The sequence below is a fragment of the Nostoc sp. ChiQUE01b genome (genome assembly GCF_034531255.1).
Taxonomy (GTDB): domain Bacteria; phylum Cyanobacteriota; class Cyanobacteriia; order Cyanobacteriales; family Nostocaceae; genus Nostoc.
Genome location: NZ_JAVRBM010000030.1, coordinates 29,756 through 52,009 on the forward strand (window position 1 = coordinate 29,756; position 22,254 = coordinate 52,009).

General features: G+C 42.9%; 13 protein-coding genes. 10 read left to right on the plus strand and 3 right to left on the minus strand.

Going from position 1 to position 22,254, the window contains the following annotated elements; translation table 11 throughout:
• The first annotated feature begins 511 nt into the window (after positions 1 to 511).
• Together RMY63_RS19895 and RMY63_RS19900 are read left to right on the plus strand one after the other, a co-directional pair.
• A complete protein-coding gene (locus RMY63_RS19895) occupies positions 512 to 1,978 on the plus strand; it encodes a hypothetical protein (protein ID WP_322730358.1) in 1,467 nt (488 codons plus the stop codon).
• Between the two features lie 14 nt (positions 1,979 to 1,992).
• Entirely contained in the window at positions 1,993 to 2,289 is a 297-nt protein-coding gene (locus RMY63_RS19900; protein ID WP_322730359.1) for a hypothetical protein, read from the plus strand.
• Between the two features lie 7 nt (positions 2,290 to 2,296).
• On the opposite strand, the gene RMY63_RS19905 is transcribed toward RMY63_RS19900, so the two are convergent.
• Positions 2,297 to 3,085 (minus strand): DUF6753 family protein, encoded by a 789-nt coding sequence (locus tag RMY63_RS19905; protein ID WP_322730360.1) that lies wholly within the window; start codon positions 3,083 to 3,085, stop codon positions 2,297 to 2,299.
• 11 nt (positions 3,086 to 3,096) lie between these two features.
• Here RMY63_RS19905 and RMY63_RS19910 point away from each other — a divergent pair, with 11 nt between their 5' ends.
• Complete coding sequence (locus tag RMY63_RS19910) at positions 3,097 to 3,903, plus strand: mobilization protein (RefSeq protein ID WP_322730361.1); 807 nt, start codon at positions 3,097 to 3,099, stop codon at positions 3,901 to 3,903.
• Between the two features lie 269 nt (positions 3,904 to 4,172).
• Here RMY63_RS19910 and RMY63_RS19915 read toward each other — a convergent pair whose 3' ends face one another.
• Positions 4,173 to 12,578: a tetratricopeptide repeat protein gene (locus tag RMY63_RS19915; RefSeq protein ID WP_322730362.1), complete on the minus strand. Its 8,406-nt coding sequence runs from the start codon at positions 12,576 to 12,578 to the stop codon at positions 4,173 to 4,175.
• Between the two features lie 84 nt (positions 12,579 to 12,662).
• On the minus strand, positions 12,663 to 14,153 hold the full coding sequence (locus RMY63_RS19920) for an ATP-binding protein (RefSeq protein WP_322730363.1): 1,491 nt from the start codon (positions 14,151 to 14,153) through the stop codon (positions 12,663 to 12,665).
• Positions 14,154 to 14,434: 281 nt separating this feature from the next.
• On the opposite strand from RMY63_RS19920, the gene RMY63_RS19925 reads away from it, so the two are divergent.
• From RMY63_RS19925 to RMY63_RS19955, 7 genes are all read left to right on the plus strand, one after another.
• Positions 14,435 to 15,097 carry a hypothetical protein gene (locus RMY63_RS19925; protein WP_322730364.1) on the plus strand — a complete coding sequence of 221 codons (663 nt, stop codon included), beginning with the start codon at positions 14,435 to 14,437 and terminating at the stop codon, positions 15,095 to 15,097.
• A 560-nt stretch (positions 15,098 to 15,657) separates the two neighbouring features.
• A complete protein-coding gene (locus tag RMY63_RS19930) occupies positions 15,658 to 16,320 on the plus strand; it encodes a SprT-like domain-containing protein (protein ID WP_322730365.1) in 663 nt (220 codons plus the stop codon).
• A 120-nt stretch (positions 16,321 to 16,440) separates the two neighbouring features.
• Entirely contained in the window at positions 16,441 to 16,710 is a 270-nt protein-coding gene (locus RMY63_RS19935; protein ID WP_322730366.1) for a type II toxin-antitoxin system YafQ family toxin, read from the plus strand.
• Positions 16,682 to 19,255 carry a type IV secretion system DNA-binding domain-containing protein gene (locus RMY63_RS19940; RefSeq protein ID WP_322730367.1) on the plus strand — a complete coding sequence of 858 codons (2,574 nt, stop codon included), beginning with the start codon at positions 16,682 to 16,684 and terminating at the stop codon, positions 19,253 to 19,255. The genes RMY63_RS19935 and RMY63_RS19940 overlap by 29 nt, the downstream gene beginning before the upstream one ends.
• A 66-nt stretch (positions 19,256 to 19,321) precedes the next feature.
• Positions 19,322 to 19,537 (plus strand): hypothetical protein, encoded by a 216-nt coding sequence (locus RMY63_RS19945; protein ID WP_322730368.1) that lies wholly within the window; start codon positions 19,322 to 19,324, stop codon positions 19,535 to 19,537.
• Between the two features lie 20 nt (positions 19,538 to 19,557).
• Positions 19,558 to 20,724 carry a DUF4407 domain-containing protein gene (locus tag RMY63_RS19950; RefSeq protein WP_322730369.1) on the plus strand — a complete coding sequence of 389 codons (1,167 nt, stop codon included), beginning with the start codon at positions 19,558 to 19,560 and terminating at the stop codon, positions 20,722 to 20,724.
• Positions 20,725 to 20,797: 73 nt separating this feature from the next.
• Positions 20,798 to 22,243 carry a hypothetical protein gene (locus tag RMY63_RS19955; protein WP_322730370.1) on the plus strand — a complete coding sequence of 482 codons (1,446 nt, stop codon included), beginning with the start codon at positions 20,798 to 20,800 and terminating at the stop codon, positions 22,241 to 22,243.
• The last annotated feature ends 11 nt before the right edge of the window (positions 22,244 to 22,254 follow it).

Below are 22,254 nucleotides of genomic sequence, written 5' to 3' on the forward strand. Positions count from 1 at the left end.
CTCCCCCTTTTACCGCTAAAATACTCCCCCTTTTACCGCTAAAATACTCCCCCTTTTACCGCTAAAATACTCCCCCTTCTTATGCCTGTATCTGGCTGATGGGGCTGCTTTCATCAAGCTATACACTACACATATAGCTTAATATGAGAAACCTCAGTTTCAGATAGAACACGACACTATTAAATATAATAAGCATTTAAAAACACATATACACGCTACCGCTTTTTGTGTCAGGTTAACCAGAACACACGCACTGCTCGCTAAAATATCTTCTCCAAAAAATGTAAAAAGTTCGTTCATAAAAAACTGAAGATATAAAATCGCCATAAACCCATTTTTTTGAACCGTACAAAAGTTTCCTGCTTAAAAACGATATACACCTCATCAAAAACACCAAGACGCTCTCCTGACGCAGATAAACGCGATTTAAGGGCATCCTAAAAACACCTGCTGCCCCACCCGGCATCCTACTGTTCTAGAATCGAAATATCGTTGCGCCAGATATCCGGGTATGGATGACGACAACAACCGTCCCAATCTGCCATCTCAAGAGCCTGCTCCCCCACGAGAACCCGAAAAGTCTTCCCGCTTCTGGAACCGTGCCGCAACAGTAGCGCGGATCGGGAGGGTGTCCCGGTACGTCTACGAAAATACCTCCGTTGATAAACTGATTGATACTGTTAGGCTTGGCAAGGATGTCTACGATGCTGTCAAGGAGGAAAACAGAGCTGCCCAAGCGGAAGGCAGAGAATCACGCTCTATCTTCGAGGTTGCCAAAAGTACAGGTACGGGATGGCTTAAAGAGCAGCTTGACGATATTGCAACGCCCATTGCACGGGACGAAGATGTTGCCAAAACCCCCTATTATTGGAAAGCAGAGAGCAAACGACTGGCAGAATTGGCAGCCACGGAAAAAGAAGCAGGTAACGCCTTTCGGAAGGGCGTGCGTCAGGGGGATACTGATCCGCAGAACAACCCTACCGTTTATGACCTGCATCGGAAACTGGAAACACTGCGCCAACCTAGTATGGCTGAATCCCTCTCTAGAATCGGGTATGCTCCGCGCTGGCAAGAGGAAGAAAACAGGCGTTTTACAGACGCTGCCAGGGGAGCAGAGCAGTTTCGCAAGCAGTATTTTGTTGGCACGGCGGCTGAAAAGTACCAGTATTTCCTTGATACCGCACGCAAGGAACTGGGAGAGAATGCGCTTGACCGTAGAACCAATCCCGAAGCAGTATTGAAACTGGAAAGGCTTGCTACGGAATACTTGTATACGAGCGGGTACAACCTTTCTGAAATCACGGCTGCTGTACGCCAGAAAAGTCCTTTCATCACGGGGGTGGATGAAGGAAAGTACATCAATACTGTCACCGAACGGTTTAATCGTAGCTATCCCGCAGCCGAACTAGACAAAGCACGTCAGGATCTATCGAAGTGGCGTGCCGAGCATGATCTATCTCCTGATGATCGCTGCACACCCCAGGAACTAGTGGAAGCTTTCGGGCAAATACAGAAAGACCGTATGCTGGCATCCTGGCAAGCCTTTGACCGTTACCAGAAAAATCCTGCTCTGATACCGTCCACCCTGGGAGAGTTTCAAATCGAAGCGGCACGGCGCTACCAACTGAACGGCTGGAAGCCGCTGACCCAGGCAGAAGAAAAGGACATCGCTTTCCGTTTAAAAATTGCAGGACATTCTTCTGAAAATATCGTTGAAGCCCTGGATAAGGCAAACGTTTCTTCTGTATTTGATAAGAATTTTGGTCTTCAAACTACTGTTGAAGTAGGACAGGAAATAAAAAATAACCCTTCTTATCAAAAAATTCAGCAGATAGTTGACGACATGAAAAAGAATGATCCAACATTAACGAACGAAACAAGACTCGACAGACTTCATCTTGATACCCCACTTTCTGGCACTCAGGAAAAAACAATTGACAGACATGTATCAGTGCCCAATAAAGAAATTGAAAGGTAAATTTTGGTAAAAATATGAATACAGGCGACATATTTTTTATTAAAAGAGAATTCAGCCGTAAGCTGCATGAGCTTGATAAAACGGGCTTGTCTATCCGCGTCAAAAACGGCTCTTTGTTGGAAACCACGCAATCTGAATATATTGTTTCGCTTCAAAAGCAGGCTGCACAGCAAGGATATATCCCGCCCTTTGATAGGGAAGAAGCCAAAGAACAACTGCGGGAACTGTTAGAACTCAAGCGTCAGGAAGATGAGAAAAAAGCTCTTGCAGAGGAAGCTACTAAAAGTAGCCTTTTCCCTTTTAAAAAATAAACAGTTTTTATTGAAGCCCAGCACATTCGGCGCTATTTTTAGCTTTTCTTCCAGCCAGACATTCCTGTTTGATTTCTTTTTCCAAAATCCACTTTACCCGCTGATTTGTATCAGCAACTGTTCCCCACAAATTCCACCCCAATACCAGCAGCATTACTCCAGCAGCGCTCAGTCCCAGCCATAACCGTCTGACCTGCTGCTGGCTATCGCTCAATTTCTGGGTCAGGTCGTTGATGGATCGACTGAGGCGATCGCCCTGTTCCCGCAGAACGGTCATGTCCTGTTTCATGGGCAGCAAATTTGATTCCCAGGAGGTGTTCGCTGTCGAAGACGAGTTGCGGGAGCTTTGCGCTGACATCTGCAACTCTTTCATAAGTTGATTGCAGGATACCGTTAAGTTTGCCAAGGCGCTCACTAATTGCTGCGAGCTTTTCGCCAGCATCTCCTCGGTTTCCGCCTTGCGGATCAGACTGTCTAATGCGTCCAGGTTCGTGTCTGTCCATGTGTTTAGCTCATTTTTAAAGTCAAAAAACAGGTTCTCCCACGCATTTGGGGCATCCTCCACCAATATTTGCAATTGGCCTAACGCAATCATCACCAAAAACAACTCGTCCCTGGAATCGATCCCCAGGCGGTACACCAGTTCCAGTACCCGTGCCTTCACGTCGTCACTTTTACCTGCCAACACGCGATCAAGCAGGTCGGGTTGCCCCTTATTGCCGTTCATCATACCCTGACAACCAGCCTCATTATCTGAATGGTAGCATGGGATATAAAGAAAGGCTTTTTGCAGCATTCGGATAACGTATGGCTGATCTGCACTTGTTCGGCGGAGAAAAGGGCGGCGTGGGCAAAAGTATCGTTTGTCGCGCCGTCATTCAGTACCTCTTGGATCATGGTTTGGATTTTGTCGCCTTTGATACCGACCGTTCCAACCCGGATATCTGGCGCATTTATGGTAAGGTGTTGGACTGTCAGTTGGGCATTTTTTCTGAAGGGGAACGCTACGAGGATACGGCGAACGCGATTTTTAATGCCGCCTTGAAGAAACGTACCATCGTTAACCTTCCCGCCCAGGTGTTAATCCCGATCAAAGCGTGGTTTGAAGCCAATGACTTGCTCGAAATTGCCGCAGATACAGGGGTAAATTTTGTCTTCTGGTTTGTCAGTGACGGCGGTTTCGATAGTATCAACCTGTTGAAAAAGACGCTGGAATATTTCAAGGATGGCGTGCGCTATGTGGTGGTCAAAAACCTTGGTAAGGCCGATGACTGGGAGGCGTTTGACCAGGACAAGGATCTGCAACAGCTGATGCAGAAGTATAACACCACCATTATCGAGTTCCCGAAATTTATTGGCTCTGTCGTGCGGAACCGAATTGATAGCGAGTCCCTGCCCTTCAACAGTTGTCGTTCTCGTAAGCCCCAGTCTGCTGGTGATAATTTTAAAGGGAAGAATCATGCCTCAATCCAAGAGGCTGCGTCCGAATCACCGCTGATCATTGGCGCAACGGAGCATCCTGATTTTGGGGTGATTGACAGGCAGCGCGTGAAGAAGTTTTTGCGGGAGGCGTATGCTAGTTTTGAGGCGGTAGAAGTGTTTACCCATTGCTAACGCAAATCTTCAAGAGGACTTATAATATTACGCGAAATTCCTAATTTGTAAGTGTCACCATACCTAAAAGTTGTCAGGTATGGTGACAAAATCAGCTAAGATGCTGTAACTCGGTATATTCCGGAAAAGAATTTGACACTTGTGATGATGTAGCACCAGGTTCAGGGAGACAACAAGCGTCATGTAAAATGCTGTTTGGTGTTCAACTGGATTAAATTATCGGTAAAAGCACGGTAAGGTGGAAGCTGAAGCTCCAGCGCGAAGACTTTTTACAGACTTTCAAAAGTATTTCGACAGTTAATTGTGTCAGGATGATTTTCTCCTAACTTTTTCTCAAAAATCTTTAATGCTTCAAGGTATAAATATTTCGCCTCTTTATGTTTATTTTGAGAAACGTAAACACCTGCCAAACCGTTAAGGCTACGTGCAACATAGGGATGTTCCTCTCCCAGCAGGCGTTTTCTCATTTCCAAAGCTTGCTGGTATAAAGGTTCAGCTTCACTGTGCCGTCCTTGAAAATTGTAGAGTCTCGCTAGTGTGTTGAGACTACCTGCTACAGAAGAATCATCCTCTCCAAATATACGTTTTCTCATCTCTAAAGCTTGTCTGCACAAGGTTTCAGCTTCAGTATACCGTCCCTGGGACGAATAGGAATACGCTAGGCTATTGATGAGATTTGCAACAACAGGATTCTCCTCTTCAAGTAAAGGTTTATACCTTGTCAAAATTTGTTGGAATAAAGGTTCTCCTTCATTGTAACGACCTTGCTCATCATATAGAGTTGCTAAATCACTGAGGCTAATTACAACATAAAGATGCTCCTCTCCCAGCAAACGTTTTCTCATTTCTAAGGACTGTTTAAATAAAACTTCAGCTTCAATGTATCGTCCTTGGAATTGGTATATTAATGCCAAGCTGTTGAGACTATCGGCAACAGAAGTATGCTCCTCTCCAAGCAGGCGTTTATTTAACTCCAAAGCTTGTTTAAACAAAGGTTCGGCTTCAGTGTATCGTCCTTGGGATTGGTATATTAATGCCAAGCTGTTGAGATTATAGGCAACAGAAGTATGTTCCTCTCCCAGTAGGCGTTTATTTAACTCCAAGACTTGTTTAAACAAGGATTCAGCTTCGCTGTACCGCTCTTGTAATTGGTACACAAATGCCAAGCTGTTAAGGCTAGTAGCAACAAGTGGATGTTCCTCTCCCAGCAGACGTTTTCTCAATTCTAAAGCTTGTTGATACAAAGGTTCGGCTTTGCTGTATCGTCTTTGGAGGAAATAAATAAAAGCCAGATTTCCGAGACTATCGGCAACATCAAGATGCTCCTCTCCCAGCAGACGTTTTCTCAATTCTAAAGCTTGTTGATACAAAGGTTCGGCTTCGCTGTACCGTTCTTGTAATCGGTATATAAATGCCAAACTGTTGAGGCTATCGACAACATCAAGATGCTCCTCTCCCAGCAGGCGTTTTCTCAACTCTAAAGCTTGTTGATACAAAGGTTCGGCTTCGTTGTACCGCTCTTGTAATCGGTATACTAATGCCAAATTGTCGAGGCTAGTTGCAACATCAATATGAGAATCTCCCAGCAAGAGTATTCTCAATTTTAAAGTGTTATAATCTCCCAGCAGGCGTTTTCTCAATTCTAAAGCTTGTTGGTACAAAGGTTCGGCTTCGTTGTACCGCTTTTGTAATAGGTATACTAATGCTAATCTGTCGAGGCTAGTTGCAACATCAATATGATATTCTCCTAAAAGGCGCTTATTCAACTTTAAAGCCTGCTGATACAAAGACTCGGCTTCGTTGTACCGTCCTTGTGAAATGTAGAGATCTGCCAAACTGCTGAGGTTAGTTTCAGCAGAAGGGTGTTCATATCCTGATAGACGTTGATCCAACTCAAAAACATTTTTATGTAATGGTTTATTCGACTCCAAAACCTCTTGACGCAAAGGTTCGGCTTCGCTAATTAAATCCTGATCTTTAACCGCATCAATGACTTCTACTGCCTTTGGTACAGGTGGTGTGGCATCTACTGGATCAATAAGATGTTGTTTTAATAGGTGATATCGAGCAATGATTATCCATTTTTTTAAAGATGGGTAAATAACAAGAGTTGCTAGAGTAAATCCTGTTACAACTAATGATAATACAGCGAAAGGGCTTGCTGATATTAAAAGGGATATATCTGAGGGATTTAGATATTTTAGACTGTAACCTAAAGCGTTACAAAATCCAATAGTTAGTAAGGCAATTATTGAATTATAAAGAGAGTATTTATTTTTGAAAGAACTTAAATAAAAGACAAGCAAAAACGAGTATTTCACCGATTCAAACATTCCCGTTGTGGGAAAAACCCACCAAAATGACCAAAATGATTGAGCGGTGAAAATAAAGACTACAAAACAAAAACCTAAAATACAATTTAGAAGAATGGGATTTATTTTATTTCGTAAGGGGATGCCATACAGAGAAGTACCTTCATAATTATAAAAAGAAGCTGGTGTAGCTAAAAGCTTAATTGATAGAATAGCATAATAAATCAAAATACTAGTTCCATACCAACCCCAAACTTTTAATGATTCATTACTCGTCAAAGTACTGACAACAAAAGTTTCAAGGAAAGAAATTAATAATACAGCAATCTGACTAGTAAATAGCTTTTCTTTTTTTATCTTTGGAAGAGGTGCTGTTTTGACCGTTAGCTTGATTTGGCAAGTCTCAACAGAAGCGTTCGTGTGTAAATAAAGCCAACGTTCATAAACGCTATCCGCTGCTAAATTACTGGTATCAACAGTAATTTTACATATTACTTGATTACTTGAAAAATTCTTTGGAGTAATAGAAATCCATGAATGATTATTGGTGTGTGGTGGATCGTTAGGATGAGCTACAATTTCCCATGTTCCCGATAAGAGACTCTGGGGAACACTATTTTTGATCTGAATTGTTCTTGTAAGCTTTTCGTCTATCCTGTTTGCTGTCGCTTTTATATGATTATGACTTAGTTTAATTTCTGGTAAATGGGTAATATATGATGGTTTCAATGCTTCTTGAAGAGCTTCTTCATCGGGATTAAGAAAAAGGATAATAGCAGAAGACTCATTACCGACTTCTATTCTTTGTCGATTTTTCTGGTTTTGTTGGTATTCTAGTTTTTGTTGTTTAAATAGTTCAGCCTCCTCGTAGCACTTTATCTGTTTGCATTTTTGAATTAACCTTTCTAAGGTTAATTCAATATCTGGGTGACTTTCTCCCAGAAGACGCTTCTGCATCTCTAATAATTGATAAAGTTCAAAATCTTGATTTAAGTCTTCCAATCGATTGACATCATAAATATTTTGTTGATCTATAGGGCAAGAAATTCTGACAACCACAAATGGGTACGATAAAACTTGTCCTGAAAAAGGTTTTAATACTAAACTACCTGTTAAATCTTTTTCCCAGATATTAGAAGGTAAGGGGATATGAATGAGGTTACAATCATGAACTTTGTTTTCCTTGTAAATCCAATGATTACTAAAAATATTGTAACCATTTTGATATAGCCTCAAAATGAGAATTCCTGTACCTTTTACTTGTATTTTAAGGTGTGCCCATTGTTTCGGTAAGCCTTTAAGATGAACTGAGTAGGGGGCGGTTTTAGAAAAATAAGTATCAAAATGAATCCGTTTTGGTTTTATACTTGATGCGCTCAAATTAAATCCTACTCTTCCCAAAAAATAATTTACTTTCTGATATGCTTCTATGCTTTGTGGATCTAATGGCAGATGTCCTTCTGGAGCAGAAAGATGAAATGTTAATGGCTCTATAGAAACGTCAGGAGGATTGTATATCCAATTCCAGCCAATACGTTCGCAAAATACTTCTAATTTACAGTCAACTTCTTCCCAAATTCTTCTTTGAACGCTAAAACCAAATCGTTGATAACTATGTTCTAGCCAAAGGTCGTCTATTATTTGTAATTCATCTGAATAATCCTTCAGTCTTTGAAAGGTTTCCTTATTAGCTTCTTCCCATTCTCTAGCTGCTAATAAATAACGTAGTCGTGCGTAAAAGTTACTTTTCTCTTCGTCCTGTTCAGAGATAGTTTCTTCTAACTTTATCAGGCTAGTTTCTATGGGCTGTTTCTCAGAAGATGTAGATGGGACTATCTCATCAGGACTCAGAGAAATAATAATGGCAGAAGTCTCGTTACCTATTTCTATCTCTTGTCTACTCTTTTGAAGTTTCCATTGTTGATATCTAAAAAATTCAGCTTCGATACACCCTGCCTCTTCATATTGCTTTACAATTTCTTCTAAAGTTTTTTCTGTTTCTCGATGATTTTCTCCTAAAAAATGTTTCTTTATTTCTAATCGTTGATGAAGTATTGACCCCTGGGTAATGATATTAAAATTTTCTATTCTCTCATACCTTTCTAAGGCTCTGTAAATTTTAATACTAATAAAAGGGGAGAATAAGATTTTTCCAGAGAAAGGTTTTAAGATAAGGCTACCCGTCAAATATCTTTCTATCCATTTCCAAGAATCAGGTAACTCAATCGAAATATAATTGTAATGAAGACGATTTTTCTTATAAATCCAATATTTACGATAAATACAATTATTTTGATGATAAAGCCTTAAGTCTAAAATTCCTGTGCCTCTTACTTTGACTTCAAGCTCGATTTGTGATTGTGATAGATCTATAATATTGTTATTGGTAGAACTTGACCTTTCTTGAGGAAAAGCTCTGATTTGAATAGGATAGGGGCGTGTTGCGGGGAAATGTGTTTCGAGGCAAGAGAAGATTTTTTTCAGAAATCGTTCAGACTCAAAAACATCTGTTACTGGGAGATGTCCTTCAGGGGCGAGAGAATCAAATGTAATTGGTTCAAAATTGCGAGAAAGATATTCATTTTTCCAGCCAACACATACAAAAAATAATTCAAAATTTTGGTCAACCTCTTCCCAAATCCTTTTCTGAGTACTAAGCCCAAATCGCTGGTTACTATGTTTTATCCAAAGGTCATCTATTTTTTGTAGTTCTTCCAGACTAATCTGGTTGTTTGATAACAACCTTTGAACAGTTTCTTTATTAGCTTCTTCCCATTCTTTCTCTGCTAATAAGATGTGCAAGCGTCTATAGAAACTATCTTCTTCGTTGCAAGTAGAGATGCGTTCTTTTGCTTCTATAACTTTATTGTTGAGCTTAGGAGAATTTGTATAAAGATAACCAGAGCATTCTGCTAACCTTATAAAAAAATCTTCTCGTAAAAAACGTGAAGAAAATAACCAAAAGTAGGGGAAGTTTCCTCGACGGTTTTCAGGAGATTCACAAGGGATGAGATTATTTATACTTTGCCTAATAGCTCTGTAAAAAAAAGAAGTAGTGATACTGTTCTGTGATTGTTGCCAAATTCGCATTTGGAGACTGAAACCATAACGTCCATTACTATATTTCAACCATAGTCGATCAATAGTCAGTAGATCAGTGCCAGGAAAATTTCTAATGTCCTGATATAATGTATTATCTTGGATTAGGTTGAATGTACTTAAGTTCTCTCGATTAAGAGCTTTAAGCATAAGCCGTTTGGTTTCTTGATTAGCTTCTTTCCATTTAGCTGTCCTTAAAAGCTCTCGAAGATGCGAGTAATCTATGCCTACCTCAGAATTAAGCTCCTCAGACAGGTTTTTGAGTTGATCTAATCGTAATGGTATACCAAAGGTAGATTGCCAGTAATTTTGTGGTGCTAGTAACAGCTTTCTTGGCGAGGAATTTATTTCTTGATTTGATTCCTCCGCATCAAATTGTTGTTCCTGAGATATTAAATCGTAAGAATCAGGAAGTCTTAAGTTGAAAACTTGAACGTGCTTCTCTTCGTTGCTGCTTACGACAAGAAGCCTTCCATCTAAAGTCAAGGTTATCTTGCAAAAATATAAAGGATTGTTTATGGTAAAGCTAGCTACTTGTGTACAGGTAGGCAAGCTCCAGACTTTCAATGTTTGATCTAAGGAACAGGAAACTGCCCATTGATCATCTTGGCTAAAGCTAACAGACGTAATACTCATCCTATGTCCTGTAAATGAATAAAGAACTTTATTATTTACAAAGTCACAAAATTTGAGTTCGCCATTTTTCAATCCAAAGAAGGCTTTTTTCCCATCTGATGAGACAGTAAAAGCTGTAATGCTTAAAATCCATTCTTGTTGTGGCAAAGTTTCTTGACCAGTTAATTTAGGTTGCTGATAAGCAGGCAGTACTGGATGTACAATATCCGTATCAACATGCCATTGCATAAGGCACTGGAAAGGCTGCCATAACCAGGTATCAAGAAAGCCGCTATCGCAAAAAAGAACAGTATTCCCATCGGCACTGATGCTTACGCCTTCTGAATTGATAGGAGCATTATTGACTGGTTCTTGTCTGTATTTCCAATTAGCTTCTTTCCAGCTTTTCTCAACCTTTGAAATCCAATAGTTTGTAGTTATTAAATTATTGTCGTAACAGTCTTGTAAAAAACCAAATACCTTTCCTGTCTTAAGATTTGTTAAGCGAAGTGTACTGGCACATGATTGCCAAAGTGCCCAATGTCCGTTTGGACTAACATCTTTTAATTTCCAATGGGATAACACACCAAGGTCTTGTGAAGCTAAGTCTCGAACATCAAAAGTATTGTTTGATACCAGAAATAACCAACGTCCACTTAGACTTTTAGCGACCACATTAATATTTTTAACAACGATATCTTTATGAAAAAGAAAAGAATGCAGGGGTAAGGAAGCCTCTTTTTTTCTAACCTTTATTCCTATGTTGAACGCCATGACAAGACGTTCCCACAGGGAGGATATCTTTTTACGCTTTAAAAGTAATGGCACTCTACTACCAGTAATATCCCACATTTTAAGAGTATTCTCTTTAAAAAATGAGAAGATATAACGTCCATCTAAACTGACTGCTACAACATTCTCCCAAGGTTCGCGTAACCTTTGAGTTATTGAATGAGTTGACCGTTTATTTCCCTTTTTAGTCAAAGTAGAACTTACTAATGTTAAATCTGTAACCTGGATATCACCTGTTTTTGTTTTACAAAGCCCCATAAGCCCATTAGAGGTAAAGCTATCAAGTAAATTAAAATTTTTAAGATTAATTATGATTATTTCTTGTGGTTTGGTAAATGATAAAACTCGAAGCGATGTCCATAATTTTTCTAAATCTGACAAGCGACTTCGATAGTCACTAAAATCTCTAATTTCAGAAAAGTTTCCAAATGAGAAATCAATTAACTTCGCTAAGAGGTAGAAAAAATTTACAATATTTTCTTGAAGAAGAAACAGAATCCAGGTTATTAATTTTTTTGAGTAAGAGTAACGTATGCACCAGTGAATTAAATATAAATTCCTTACCGTAAAATACAATACAGGCTCTAAACCTTCGTCGTCACTATCAAACTCATATCGATTACGGGAACGATCTTGTTCAAGGAGAGTTTCCATTTCTTGCAGTAAAAAGAGAACCCAGGCTATAAATTTTTTTGAATAAGGGTAACGTATGCACCAATAGAATAAATCTAGAGCTATCTCTGAAGAAATACCTCCAAAGCTCATAGTATTGTGGAAGTCCCAAATCTTGAATGTTCCGTTATCAAAAGCTGCCGTTACTTTTCCTTCAGAACTTATCGTCAATATCTTAATAATTTCTTTGCCAGTAAGGCTGATTGAATTTACTAATCGCTCTTGAGGAATATTCCATAGCGAAAGGAATTTATGAGAAGCAGTTACAGCCCATTGACCATTCGGGGTTATGGCGACAGCTATGCAAGGTATTGCGCGAGTGAAAAGGATATGACGTAAAGTAACTGATGTAACTACTCTGGAATGCCACTCATCAAGTATCCAAACTCTGGGGTCAATTTCCCGGTAGTGCTTCGTTTTATATGCCGCAACAATCTGTTGACCATTTTGACTAATTGCTAAGGCACTGATCGTTCCTTCGTGTTCAGAAAAGCGACAAAGGAATTTACCCTCCTCTAAGTCCCACAGATGAATTACACCTTGAACCTTTTTGTCATCAATATAAGCATAAAGCCCAACAGCTGCCCATCGTCCATCCCAACTTAAAGCAGCGACAGAAATTTTATTACAAATCTCACTTGTGTCTATCTCAAGCGTATGTTTATTCTCTCCTGTAACTAAGTCCCAAACTTTTAGCTGATTCTCTTTTGCCGACAGTGCCAATTTACCATCGCCGCTGATAGCGATCGCATCAATATCACCATCATGATTAGTTGTGATAGTCCTTTGTACTGCTTGATTGGGAGTGTCTATGGTAACAATCAAAGGCTCCAGCCAGGGATAGATGTCACAATCTTTTGCACCTCTAGCATTTCCTTCTCCTTCCAACAATTTTTGCAACAAAGGATTGTTAAGAGGAAGTAACCTTGCTAACAGTTGGCTAGGTAATTGTTTGGAGTCTTCTTCTAAAATATTGGCTGCTTGCTGAAGTGCTTTCTGAATAAGGCGCAGTGCTGCAACGGTTTCTCCCTGATAGTCTGAATGATGAAAAATGTTAGGATGTGTTAAGTGTTCGTAATCACTGATGACGGATTGTACCCCAAGTTGTGTTGTCTTGATGTCCAGAAAGTCGAAATTTGTCAACAAGCCAAACAAAGCTCTTGGCTGCCCTGTGTTGGCATACAAGTCGCAAAGGTCTTTTAATGTGCGTTCTCGGTTCCCTTCTGATAAGCTCAAGAGCCAGGTTCTGACATCTCGCATAGTCTTTCGTTAAAAACAAACATCGGGCGGGACAATATTTTCCAATATCCGCTTGTCTGTGTCTATGGGATCGCCACAGGCAGATTGCACTTCGTTTTTACTGAAGACAAAATCTTTATAGCTTTCATGATAAAACTTGTAGCGCAACAGATGATACTTTTTGGGCTGTTCTAAAAATTGCATCCAACCATTCAAGATAAGTTGAACTTTAGGCTCTTCTTCCCCTGCCTGAAATGCTATCTGCTCACAAGAAGACGCATCGCGCTGCTGACAAATCACACAGATAATTCTGAGCCTGTCTATGGGTGGCGGTTCCCGATTCATCCCCATCAGTACCCAGTGACGATCATAATGTTTGTTTAGTCCTTGCGGTAATTCCTTTAGGCTTGCATCCTTGTAAATACCGTCTGGTTTTGCTAGTTCAGGTAAAACCAAGCTGATATATAAGAAATTACGAACGCTTTTGTTCTTTAGAGTTTGGATTAATGTCTCTTCTGCAATGTTCTGCTTTTTCCTCCAGGCAATAAGCTTGTCTTTATACACAGAGTCTTGTAGAAATTTACGGATATAGTCCTCAATATCTTTTGTACTGTCAGCAAAATCTTCTAACTTGATGCTTTCTTGGTAAGTATCAAAGACAAGGCGATGCTTAAGGGCTTCAACATCCCGTCGCAAGGTGAGGAAGAAGTACACGCCTTTCGGCAGGTTTTGCGGTAGATACAGGACGTTGGAGGAATAATCGCTTTGTGCGCCCAAGTCTACCTCATCCAACGCATCTACTACAATCACGAGTTTGTCTGTTTTCTGACTGGCATCTCGCAGAAGTTTTTTCAGAAAAGCATTCTGCTGGGTGGCATCCGGTGGCAAGGCAGAAGGCTTGTCTAATTCGTAGCACTCAATGAGTTGCCAGCAGATATTCTCCAGAAACAGGGATGCAGTGTTCTGCCTGTCTCCTCGTACATTAAAGTAAAATAGGCAAGATTTCGTTGTAGCATAGTGAGCAGCAATTGTACTTTTGCCTTCTCCTGGCTCTCCCATAAGAAGAAAATAGCCCCGATCATACTGCGCCGTAAACTGCTCGAAGGCTGTTGTGACGTACTTGCGTCCCACAAAGCGTTCCAGCTTCTTTTCCATCAAATCGAGGAAGATTTGAGTATGAGGAGACGACAGCATCGGGTTATGACCAGAACCTTCTGATTGTTCTCTCTTGCCAGAGATGGAAGAACGCTCTCGTTGAGGTACGAGTTGTTTTGACGGCTGTTCGGCAATTTCTGTCCAGTCCAAGTCAAGCTCTTTGCAGATATTTCTAAAGTTAGCCTCTTCTACAGACTTTCCATCTCTAATAAGCGCGCTAACTCTTCTGGGGTCTAAGTAAACCTTCTCGCCAATTTCTTGGTAGGTGTAATCTTTGCCACAGGTTTTTCTTTTTTCTTTGTGTTTCTCATCAAAAGCGTTTTGTAATTTTTCTAATCCTTTAGGTGAGGGTCTAAGAGTTCCCATACTTTGTATTAATGTTAATGCAAAAAAATCCGATAACTTTTTGGATTTTGACAATTCAAGGGGTATCTAATAATAGAAATTGTAGCAGTATTTCAGATTTTTTAGTATTTATAAAAATAAATAAATTTTTTATGCAAAACTTAATTTATTGTTTAGCAATATTAATGTTTGTATATTAATATTTAAATATGGATAATTATAACTTAATCCGAACCCGCAATGTTTCAAAAAAGTGATGCTTTCATTCGCTTCAGAAAGCATCCTTAAGAAAGAAATTTATTATGATAAATTTAAAATTGGAAAGATTCACTGAATGGGCTACAGGGGTATGTGGGAAAAGTCCGGCTCGTCAATTGGGAGAATATATTGCAACAAATCAAGGCAAAAATTTAGATGCGATAGTAGAGGAGTGTTTCAAGGATGATTCCTTAAAAAGTTATATTCCAAAATTTGCACAAGCAGTAAATGAAGTTCATCGGCGTAACGTTTCCGGCTTAAGTATAGATTTGGGTCTTGAAACTGGAGAACTTGGTGTAGATGTACCTCAAAAAGCAAAGTATTTTAAATTAAAGTGCAAACAAGAATTGATAGAAAAAGCACTTGCTCAAAATATCCCTGTAGCAACAAGAGAGTATGCTGGCGCTAATGCTAACAGTGAAGGCTTCAATGAAAAATTTTTGAATTTAAAAGAAATTGACGAAGCAAGTGCTATCAAAGAATACTTAAAATGGATAAACTGTGTTGCAGAGTTTCATTGTGGAGAGCAGCTGTTCGAGTACAAGAGAGAACAAAAACAGCAGGATCTCACTTTAGATACAAAGTCTTCCTCCAAAAATCTCAAAGATGAAAGAATCACCTTGAAAGAATTAGCACAGCAAGAGCAATCGGAAAACCTACTGTACGACTTATGGGAACAAGGCTACCTGCAATGCAATATAAGGTAAGTATGTAAAAACTACGCTTAAAAAAGCTGATCCAACGTAGTAGGTTTTGAAGAAGGGTTCATATTATAGCATAAATAATTAAAAGTTTTCAGAATTCTAACAACAATGCATTTCATTGCATCTTGGTGCATACTGACATTTTTCACAATGCGCTTTGATGTATTCCATTTCATTTTCTATTCTGCAATATTGATACTCAGGAGGTCTGAAGAGCATTTAAATAAACGAATTCTTCTCACCAACAGTATAAATAACGGTGGAATACCACCCCTTAATGTCTGCAATGACTGCCAATGTCTGCATTCAGGCGTTGGCTTGGCATAGGCAGACACCCTGAACCTTGACAATTGGGACATTTACCTGGAACTATCGCAGCCACGACACCCTGGTGAAAGAGCAAGTGAGTAAGACCAGCCGGGAGCTGAACGGGAGTACCTCAGTAGGGTGGCGTAGTAAAAACGGGTTGGTAAAAATGTACGAATAGCCTTACCAGATAGGGAATGCGTTCCCATCCTGGCTAGGCAGCCTTCCAACAAAAAACTTTTAGAAAATTGCGCTCTTTGGAGCGTACGACAAAAAAGGAGGTTTGTTCGTATGATAAAAAAGCTACAGATAGTAATCCTTCTCTTGAACAGTGGTCAGCATACCAATCAGCTTTTGACTACTTTAATAGCGTTCTTTTTGAAGGTAAACTTCCTCGGTGTATCTTGAATTTCTCGCGTCATGCCCATTGCTACGGCTTCTTCGCGCCAACCCGTTGGCAGAACAAGGAGTTAATTACCCACGAGATAAGCTTAAACCCCGATGAGTTTAAACGTCCGTTGCTGAACACTATGTCCACGCTGGTTCATGAAATGTGCCATTTGTGGAAGTTTGAGTTTGGGAAGAAAGCCCATACTCCTGGCTACCATTGCAAGGAGTGGGCAGCCAAGATGGTTGCAGTTGGGCTTATTCCCTATAACATCAATCAGCCTGAGAAACAGACCGGATACAAGGTAACGCACCAAATTGTAGCAGGGGGACGATTTGAAGATGCTTTTAAGAAGATACCCCCAGCGTACCTCATTCCTTGGCAGTCAACACCTTTTCTTTATGCGAAAAGCAAACGGGCTAGTCGAGACAAAGTGAAGTATATCTGCTCCTGTTTGTGCAACGTGTGGGGTAAGTCAGGGCTACAAATCACCTGTAATGCTTGTGGGCAGCGCTTTCAAGAACAAAAATGAAGTTTGAGCGTACGACCGAAAAACGTTGATCATTATCTGCGTTGACTAACCTAACCGCACTTCATCTCGGTGGATTGCTCTGAAGACATCAAGAAAACACAATATTTCCTCCTAAAAACAATGAATATCGAATACACCAAGAAAGCCCGCCAGGGTGAGCGAAACGCAGGCAAACGTGGGAAAGATTTACAAAAGTTACGCCAGGTACTGCATTACTTTCAGCAGGATATCCCCCTACCAGCCCGATTCAGAAAACATCGCTTATGGCAATCCGAATACAAGGGTGCGTGGGAAGTGCATATCGAGCCGAACTGGCTTCTTGTGTATCAAATTGTCGGTAACACCGTGTTACTGATTCGATGTGGGACGCACCCAGACATCTTTAAATAGATGCTCCACCAAAAATCGTCTTGGCAGTGATAGCCTCTGCACTTTTTATCCTTATATCCCATCTTATGAACAAGCGAATTTTCCTTCTGAAGGCCGTTATGCCGCCATAACGGTGCTTCTTGTAGTCAGGGCATTGGATCAAACCGTGCCCTTTTATTTTCCTTCTATGAACGTAAGAAAAATTCGGAAATGGCTTGCAGACATCGCCGCCGATGTTGACCATTTCCTGGAAACCTACTGGCGCAATGTTTTTGCGGTTGTGGGTATCTTGCTCCTGTGGGTTCTGATCGTTGCTCCCCGCAGCAGTGACCAGTTTATCCCCGACCCCCTTGCCTGGAACAATCCCAAAGACCAGGATGGCTGGTGGTGCCTCATCCTGTTTTTGATTTGCGTCTATGCCCTTGTGACCAGGTTGTTTGCCTGGGTGAACAATGAGGGAATGGTCAACCTGTGGGTAGCGGTGTGGTGTGTGGGGCTGTTCTATCTGGCAACTGATCCTATCGCGTATTACACAGGGCGCTCCTATCGGGAGTCTTGGACGTTTGCTCTCCACCAAAACTTTCACGGTTGGAGCGTATTTTGGGGAGCGTGTTGGCTTGGCTTTATCGCCAGCTATACCTTGATGTTCATTTTCCACCATCACCGGGTAAAATTGCGAACATTCTGGATTTGGTTCCTCCTGAATCTTGCGGTCATCACCTTTTTCTACTGGTGGACTTCCTGGATCGGTGTGTTGGTTGCCTTTCTCACCCCCCACTTTCTACGCCCCTGGCTGGTTGCCCCATCCGAGCAAACCGTGACCCTTGACGGGCGCATGGTGGTCAAACGGCGGGATGCCGACCGTTTTTATCGCGGCATGACAAAGCGCAAACCACAATTGACTGTCCTGCTTGGCGGACTAGAGATACCATTCAGCGAACTACCAACCCATGTGGTAGCCTTTGGTGCAACCGGGTCAGGAAAAACCCTGACGTTGCTGTTGCTGGTCAAGAACTTTCTGTACCAGATTTATCCCGGCAGCCCGTACAAGGCGATTATCTATGATGCCGCACGGGAAGCCCCTGCCCTCCTCCAGGGTATGGCAGTGGGGGCGAAGGTGTACCTGCTCAATCCCCTTGATGCTCGCAGCGTCAGGTGGAACCTGGCTGAAGATTTTACGGATTTGACGCAAGCCTGGACGTTGGCTGAGATTCTTGCCCCACAGGCGGGGGATGGTGATAACGGAAGGTACTTCCGGGAAGCAGCCGTTGCCGTTCTGTATGGCGTTATTTCCTTTTACACCCTGAATGCCCCTGGGTGTTGGCGGCTGGCTGACATCATCCGCGCCTGCCAGTCGGAGACGGTATTGCGGGCGATTTTGGAAAGTGATGATCGCACCAAGGATGCTCTGGCGGTGCTTGCCACCGATAAAACCAGTGCCTCAATTCTCAGTACCATCCTCACCGAGATCAAAAAATACGCCATTATCGCCGCACTGTGGGAAACCTGTACAGAATCCATCAGTGTTAAGGAATTTCTCAAAGGTGGCGGTATTGCCGTATTGGGGCGTGATGAAGAAGCACCCAACCAGGTCAATGCCTTAAACAGGCTCTGGCTGCTGAAAACCTCCCAAGCGTTGCTCAATGCTCCTTCTGTGCAGGAGCCGCAAACACTGCTCCTCCTCGATGAGACAGCGAGCTTTAAGGTCGAACGCCTGTCCACGATGGCAGCCGAACTTCGCAAGAAGGGGGGCTTCCTGGTACTGGGCATCCAAAATATCCGGCGCATGAATGCTGTATATGGAGCCGATGAAACAGCAACGATTGTGTCTCAGTGCCGCCATAAAGCTTTACTGCGAGTGGAGGACGAGGACACAGCGGAGTTTTGCTCCAAGCTCATTGGTGATGCCGAAGTCAAAATTATGACCTCAAATTATCAGTGGGAGCAAGATGTAGGGGGGCTAGTCGGGCATGGGGAAAAATCTGGTATCAGTGAGCAGCGCCGTTTCCAGCGAGCGGTACTGCCGTCCAACTTTCAGAACCTTCAGCCAGTAGATTTTAGCAACAATGTTGGCTTGTCTGGCTACTTCATCTCTCGGTTTGTCCATCAGCACACGTATTCAGTCCAGGAGTTGAAGGAACTGCTCCCTAGACCGGATGACACCTACCCCAACTTCGTTCCCAAAGACCCACAGTTCATGCAGTTGATGCCTTGGACGGACGCTGATCTGGAACGACTGGGATTGACGGAGGTCTTCCAAAAATTACGGCTCAAGGAACTCGAAGAAAAACTGGGGCAGGCATCACCCCCCTCCCCTCTTCCCGTAACACCAGTACCACCACCGTGGCTGGGGGGAAGTGTTGAGGTAGGCGCAGAGGAAACCTTTTTCACTGAAGAACCGGAGGAAAATATCCCCTCCTGGTACACAACCCAACCCGATTCCTTCCAGCAACTCCCCAGGCGATCGCCAGACCGCCGTATCAAGCGCACGGGAGAACGCCAACCCCGTAAACCTCCGCAACGCCGCGAACCACCCCACCAGGAACGCGACGATCGCAAACGGTAAATATCTGTTTCTCAAGCGGGAAGCCTCTTCCCGCTTTGTTTATCCACCCTACCCATCATTTTCTTTATGAATCCCTTGAAAGTCATTGCCCAGGTACTGACCACCCTGCTGACGCTCCTGTTTCTTGGCTGGTATGGCGTGTTTTGCTTCCGCCTGGGTTGGCAAGCCCGTGATAATCCCATTCTTTCATCTTTCGCCACCCTGGTGACAGGCAATAACCAGAAGACGGAGGAAAAAAATTGCCACGACATTTTAGGCAGTCGGTTGGGTGACTGCAACTAACGGATAGTGAGGATAAGACAATGGCTGAAAAAATTCTGCTGTATTGTTCTGGTGTAAATCCTTCTGTGCTGGAACAAATCGACAGTCCACCGGAAAAACAAAAGTATGCGGCGCAGGGTGCAAGCGTGTTGGTTACGTCGTTGATCGCAACCTGTTCTGGTAGTTACGCCCTGTATGCCGTTTTTGGCACTGGGTTGGTGGCCGTGCCGTTGGGACTTTTCTGGGGTGGTAGTATCCTGTTGCTCGACAGGCTGATGCTGATGACCATGCGGAAGCGGCGCAACAAACCGCTGGCACAGATGGCGATCGCAGCGCCCCGGCTGGTGCTGGCGTTGTTCGTAGGCTTGACGGTCTCGAAGCCACTGGAATTGCGGGTGTTTCAGGCAGAAATCCAGCAGGCTGACCACATCAGCATCATCAGTACCTTGAAGGAGGAACGGGCAACGCTGGAGCAAGCCAAGAAAAACGCAGAAGCGGATGCAAAAGAAGCACTCAAAACTGCCAACCAGCTTGATGCCTCTGTGATTCCTGCCAAACGGGCGAGTGCCCGTGACTACCGGAAAGCTGCTGCCCAGAAAACCCGTGAAGCAGCCCAGCTTGACAAACGAATTACCGAAAAGAACAACGCCCTCAGTACCAGGGAGAAAATTAACCCGAAGGAAATCAAGTTAACCCTGCTGAGGCAGGTCGTTATTTTGGAACACCTGGCTGCGGTTGAACCTGCTGTCCGCTATACAGGATGGGTGTTGTCAACGCTGTTTGTTCTGTTTGAGATTCTGCCGATTGTCAGCAAACTGATGGCAAAGTACAGCGTGTACGATGCTGCCCTGGAAAATCTGGAAACAACGGGCATCCGCCTTCAGGAGAAACTGCGCGAGGTCAGTGTTGAGCAGATTGACCGCGAATCCCTGATGGTGCGCCAGTATCGGGAAGCGATCGCCGGAATGGTACGGGATGAAATGATTCGGGCATCCCAGCAACAGGTTATCAGCATTGTTCGTGATATTGAGCGTGTCCCAGGGATGGCAGTCCGGCAGGCAGAGATGACCGAAGCCGTTGTTGATCGCATTGCTGCCGAAATCAAAAATGCGGTTGATACGCCAACTAACAGTCACCAGGACAAGGCAGCCTCTACGTGGGATTTTTCTGCTCTGCGTCGCAAACTGGAAAACCTGTTCTGGCATTAGGCTGATTAACCCATTCTAGTTGCCTAAAGCCCGTGTAGAACACGGGCTTTACTCTTTACTACGGGAGAAACACATGGATAACACTCCTGACTTTACTGCTTACGGGTACACAATTGTTGAAGAATTGGGTAACTATTACTACGAAGACCGCACTCTATACCTGGCTCGTAATGGGCATCACAACAGGTTAGTTGTTCTCAAGGTATATCGCTTCGGGTTCACTGATGATGAGGCAGAGGTTGCCCACATGGCTGAACAAGAGAGGCAGACCTTACAGGCACTCAAGCATCCGGGTATTCCAATCTGTTTTGACACTTTTTTGGTGCGAGATGAGAACAACCCCAATGTCGGCAGTATCACCTTGGTGTTGGAATACAAACCCGGAATCAGCCTGGATAAAGGGTTCCATCTCACCCTACCCCAGTTGGAAAGCCTTAACCTTCAGGTCTTAGATATTCTTGCCTATGGGCAGACCCTTAATCTATTTCATCATGCGTTGAATGAAGGTGATATTGTGGTAGATTACCTACCACAGGGCAAGATTCAGGTTTCTGTTCTCAATTTTGGCAAGAGGCGGGAAATTGTTGTCATCCCGAAATGCGAACAGAAATGGCAGCACGATCTAAAAAAACTGGGTGCTATCGTGGTGCGTTTGTTGACGGGCAAAGTGACTTCCGATTTTGTCCTCTTTCAAAAACATTCTTCTTCGGTCAGCCGTTTGGTCAGTTCCCAATTCCAGGATTGTGTTCAACGGTTATTGGGAGATAGGCAGACAGGAAGTTTTCAGGATGCAAGGCAAGCGTATCAACAGTTTGAAAAGACACCTGTACTTTCTCCGGTCTATCCACCGCGTCATATCCCCTACTCTGCCCTACTGGGGTATTTCGCCATTAGTGTCATGCTGTGCTGTATCTGGTTTAATGGGGTGCAACTGTCGTCTGGGATGCAAAATTTTGGCAGGACAATAACCCAGATACCCCTGACCATCACGCTAGGGTTTATCCCTGGACAAGCCCTAGAAGTGAATGTGGCATACCTGCTGGCAGGAGTATTGTTTGGCTTAGGCGCGTTACTGGTAATCGTTTGCCTCTGCTGTTTCGTTCTGGAAGGGGTATTTTTTGGGGTTGTCCTGATTGTGCTGGCAGCCCTGGTACTGGGTCTGTACTGGTTGGTAGGCTTCGTGGTGAACCTGGCCATTACCCTGACACCAATAGCGATCGCAGGCATCCTGGTGTTAAGTTTTTACAGTTTCATGGTGAACTGTTGGGTACAAATGCGACGAGAGAAGTTTACCGTCAGTTATACGGGGCTAACAATCATGTCGGGAACACTGGCGGCTGTCGCCGTCACAGGTACTGCATTGTCTCTTCTGGTATGGCAGCAAAATCTAATCCTGTTTATGCTGCTCGGTTCTATTACCTTTCCTCTGTGGTTGTATCTGCTAATTTATCCCGCTAACAGGTATCAAGCCGATGTTGCAAGACATCAAAAAGCACTGGCGCTGGTACTCAAAGCTTAACTAAAAGCCAG

Coding starts and splice junctions, on each gene's coding strand:
- RMY63_RS19935 (WP_322730366.1), top strand. CDS start 16,441: ATGAATATCGAATACACCAAGAAAGCCCGCCAGGGTGAGCGAAACGCA.
- RMY63_RS19945 (WP_322730368.1), top strand. CDS start 19,322: ATGAATCCCTTGAAAGTCATTGCCCAGGTACTGACCACCCTGCTGACG.
- RMY63_RS19950 (WP_322730369.1), top strand. CDS start 19,558: ATGGCTGAAAAAATTCTGCTGTATTGTTCTGGTGTAAATCCTTCTGTG.
- RMY63_RS19955 (WP_322730370.1), top strand. CDS start 20,798: ATGGATAACACTCCTGACTTTACTGCTTACGGGTACACAATTGTTGAA.
- RMY63_RS19910 (WP_322730361.1), top strand. CDS start 3,097: ATGGCTGATCTGCACTTGTTCGGCGGAGAAAAGGGCGGCGTGGGCAAA.
- RMY63_RS19925 (WP_322730364.1), top strand. CDS start 14,435: ATGATAAATTTAAAATTGGAAAGATTCACTGAATGGGCTACAGGGGTA.
- RMY63_RS19895 (WP_322730358.1), top strand. CDS start 512: ATGGATGACGACAACAACCGTCCCAATCTGCCATCTCAAGAGCCTGCT.
- RMY63_RS19900 (WP_322730359.1), top strand. CDS start 1,993: ATGAATACAGGCGACATATTTTTTATTAAAAGAGAATTCAGCCGTAAG.
- RMY63_RS19905 (WP_322730360.1), bottom strand. CDS start 3,085: ATGCTGCAAAAAGCCTTTCTTTATATCCCATGCTACCATTCAGATAAT.
- RMY63_RS19920 (WP_322730363.1), bottom strand. CDS start 14,153: ATGGGAACTCTTAGACCCTCACCTAAAGGATTAGAAAAATTACAAAAC.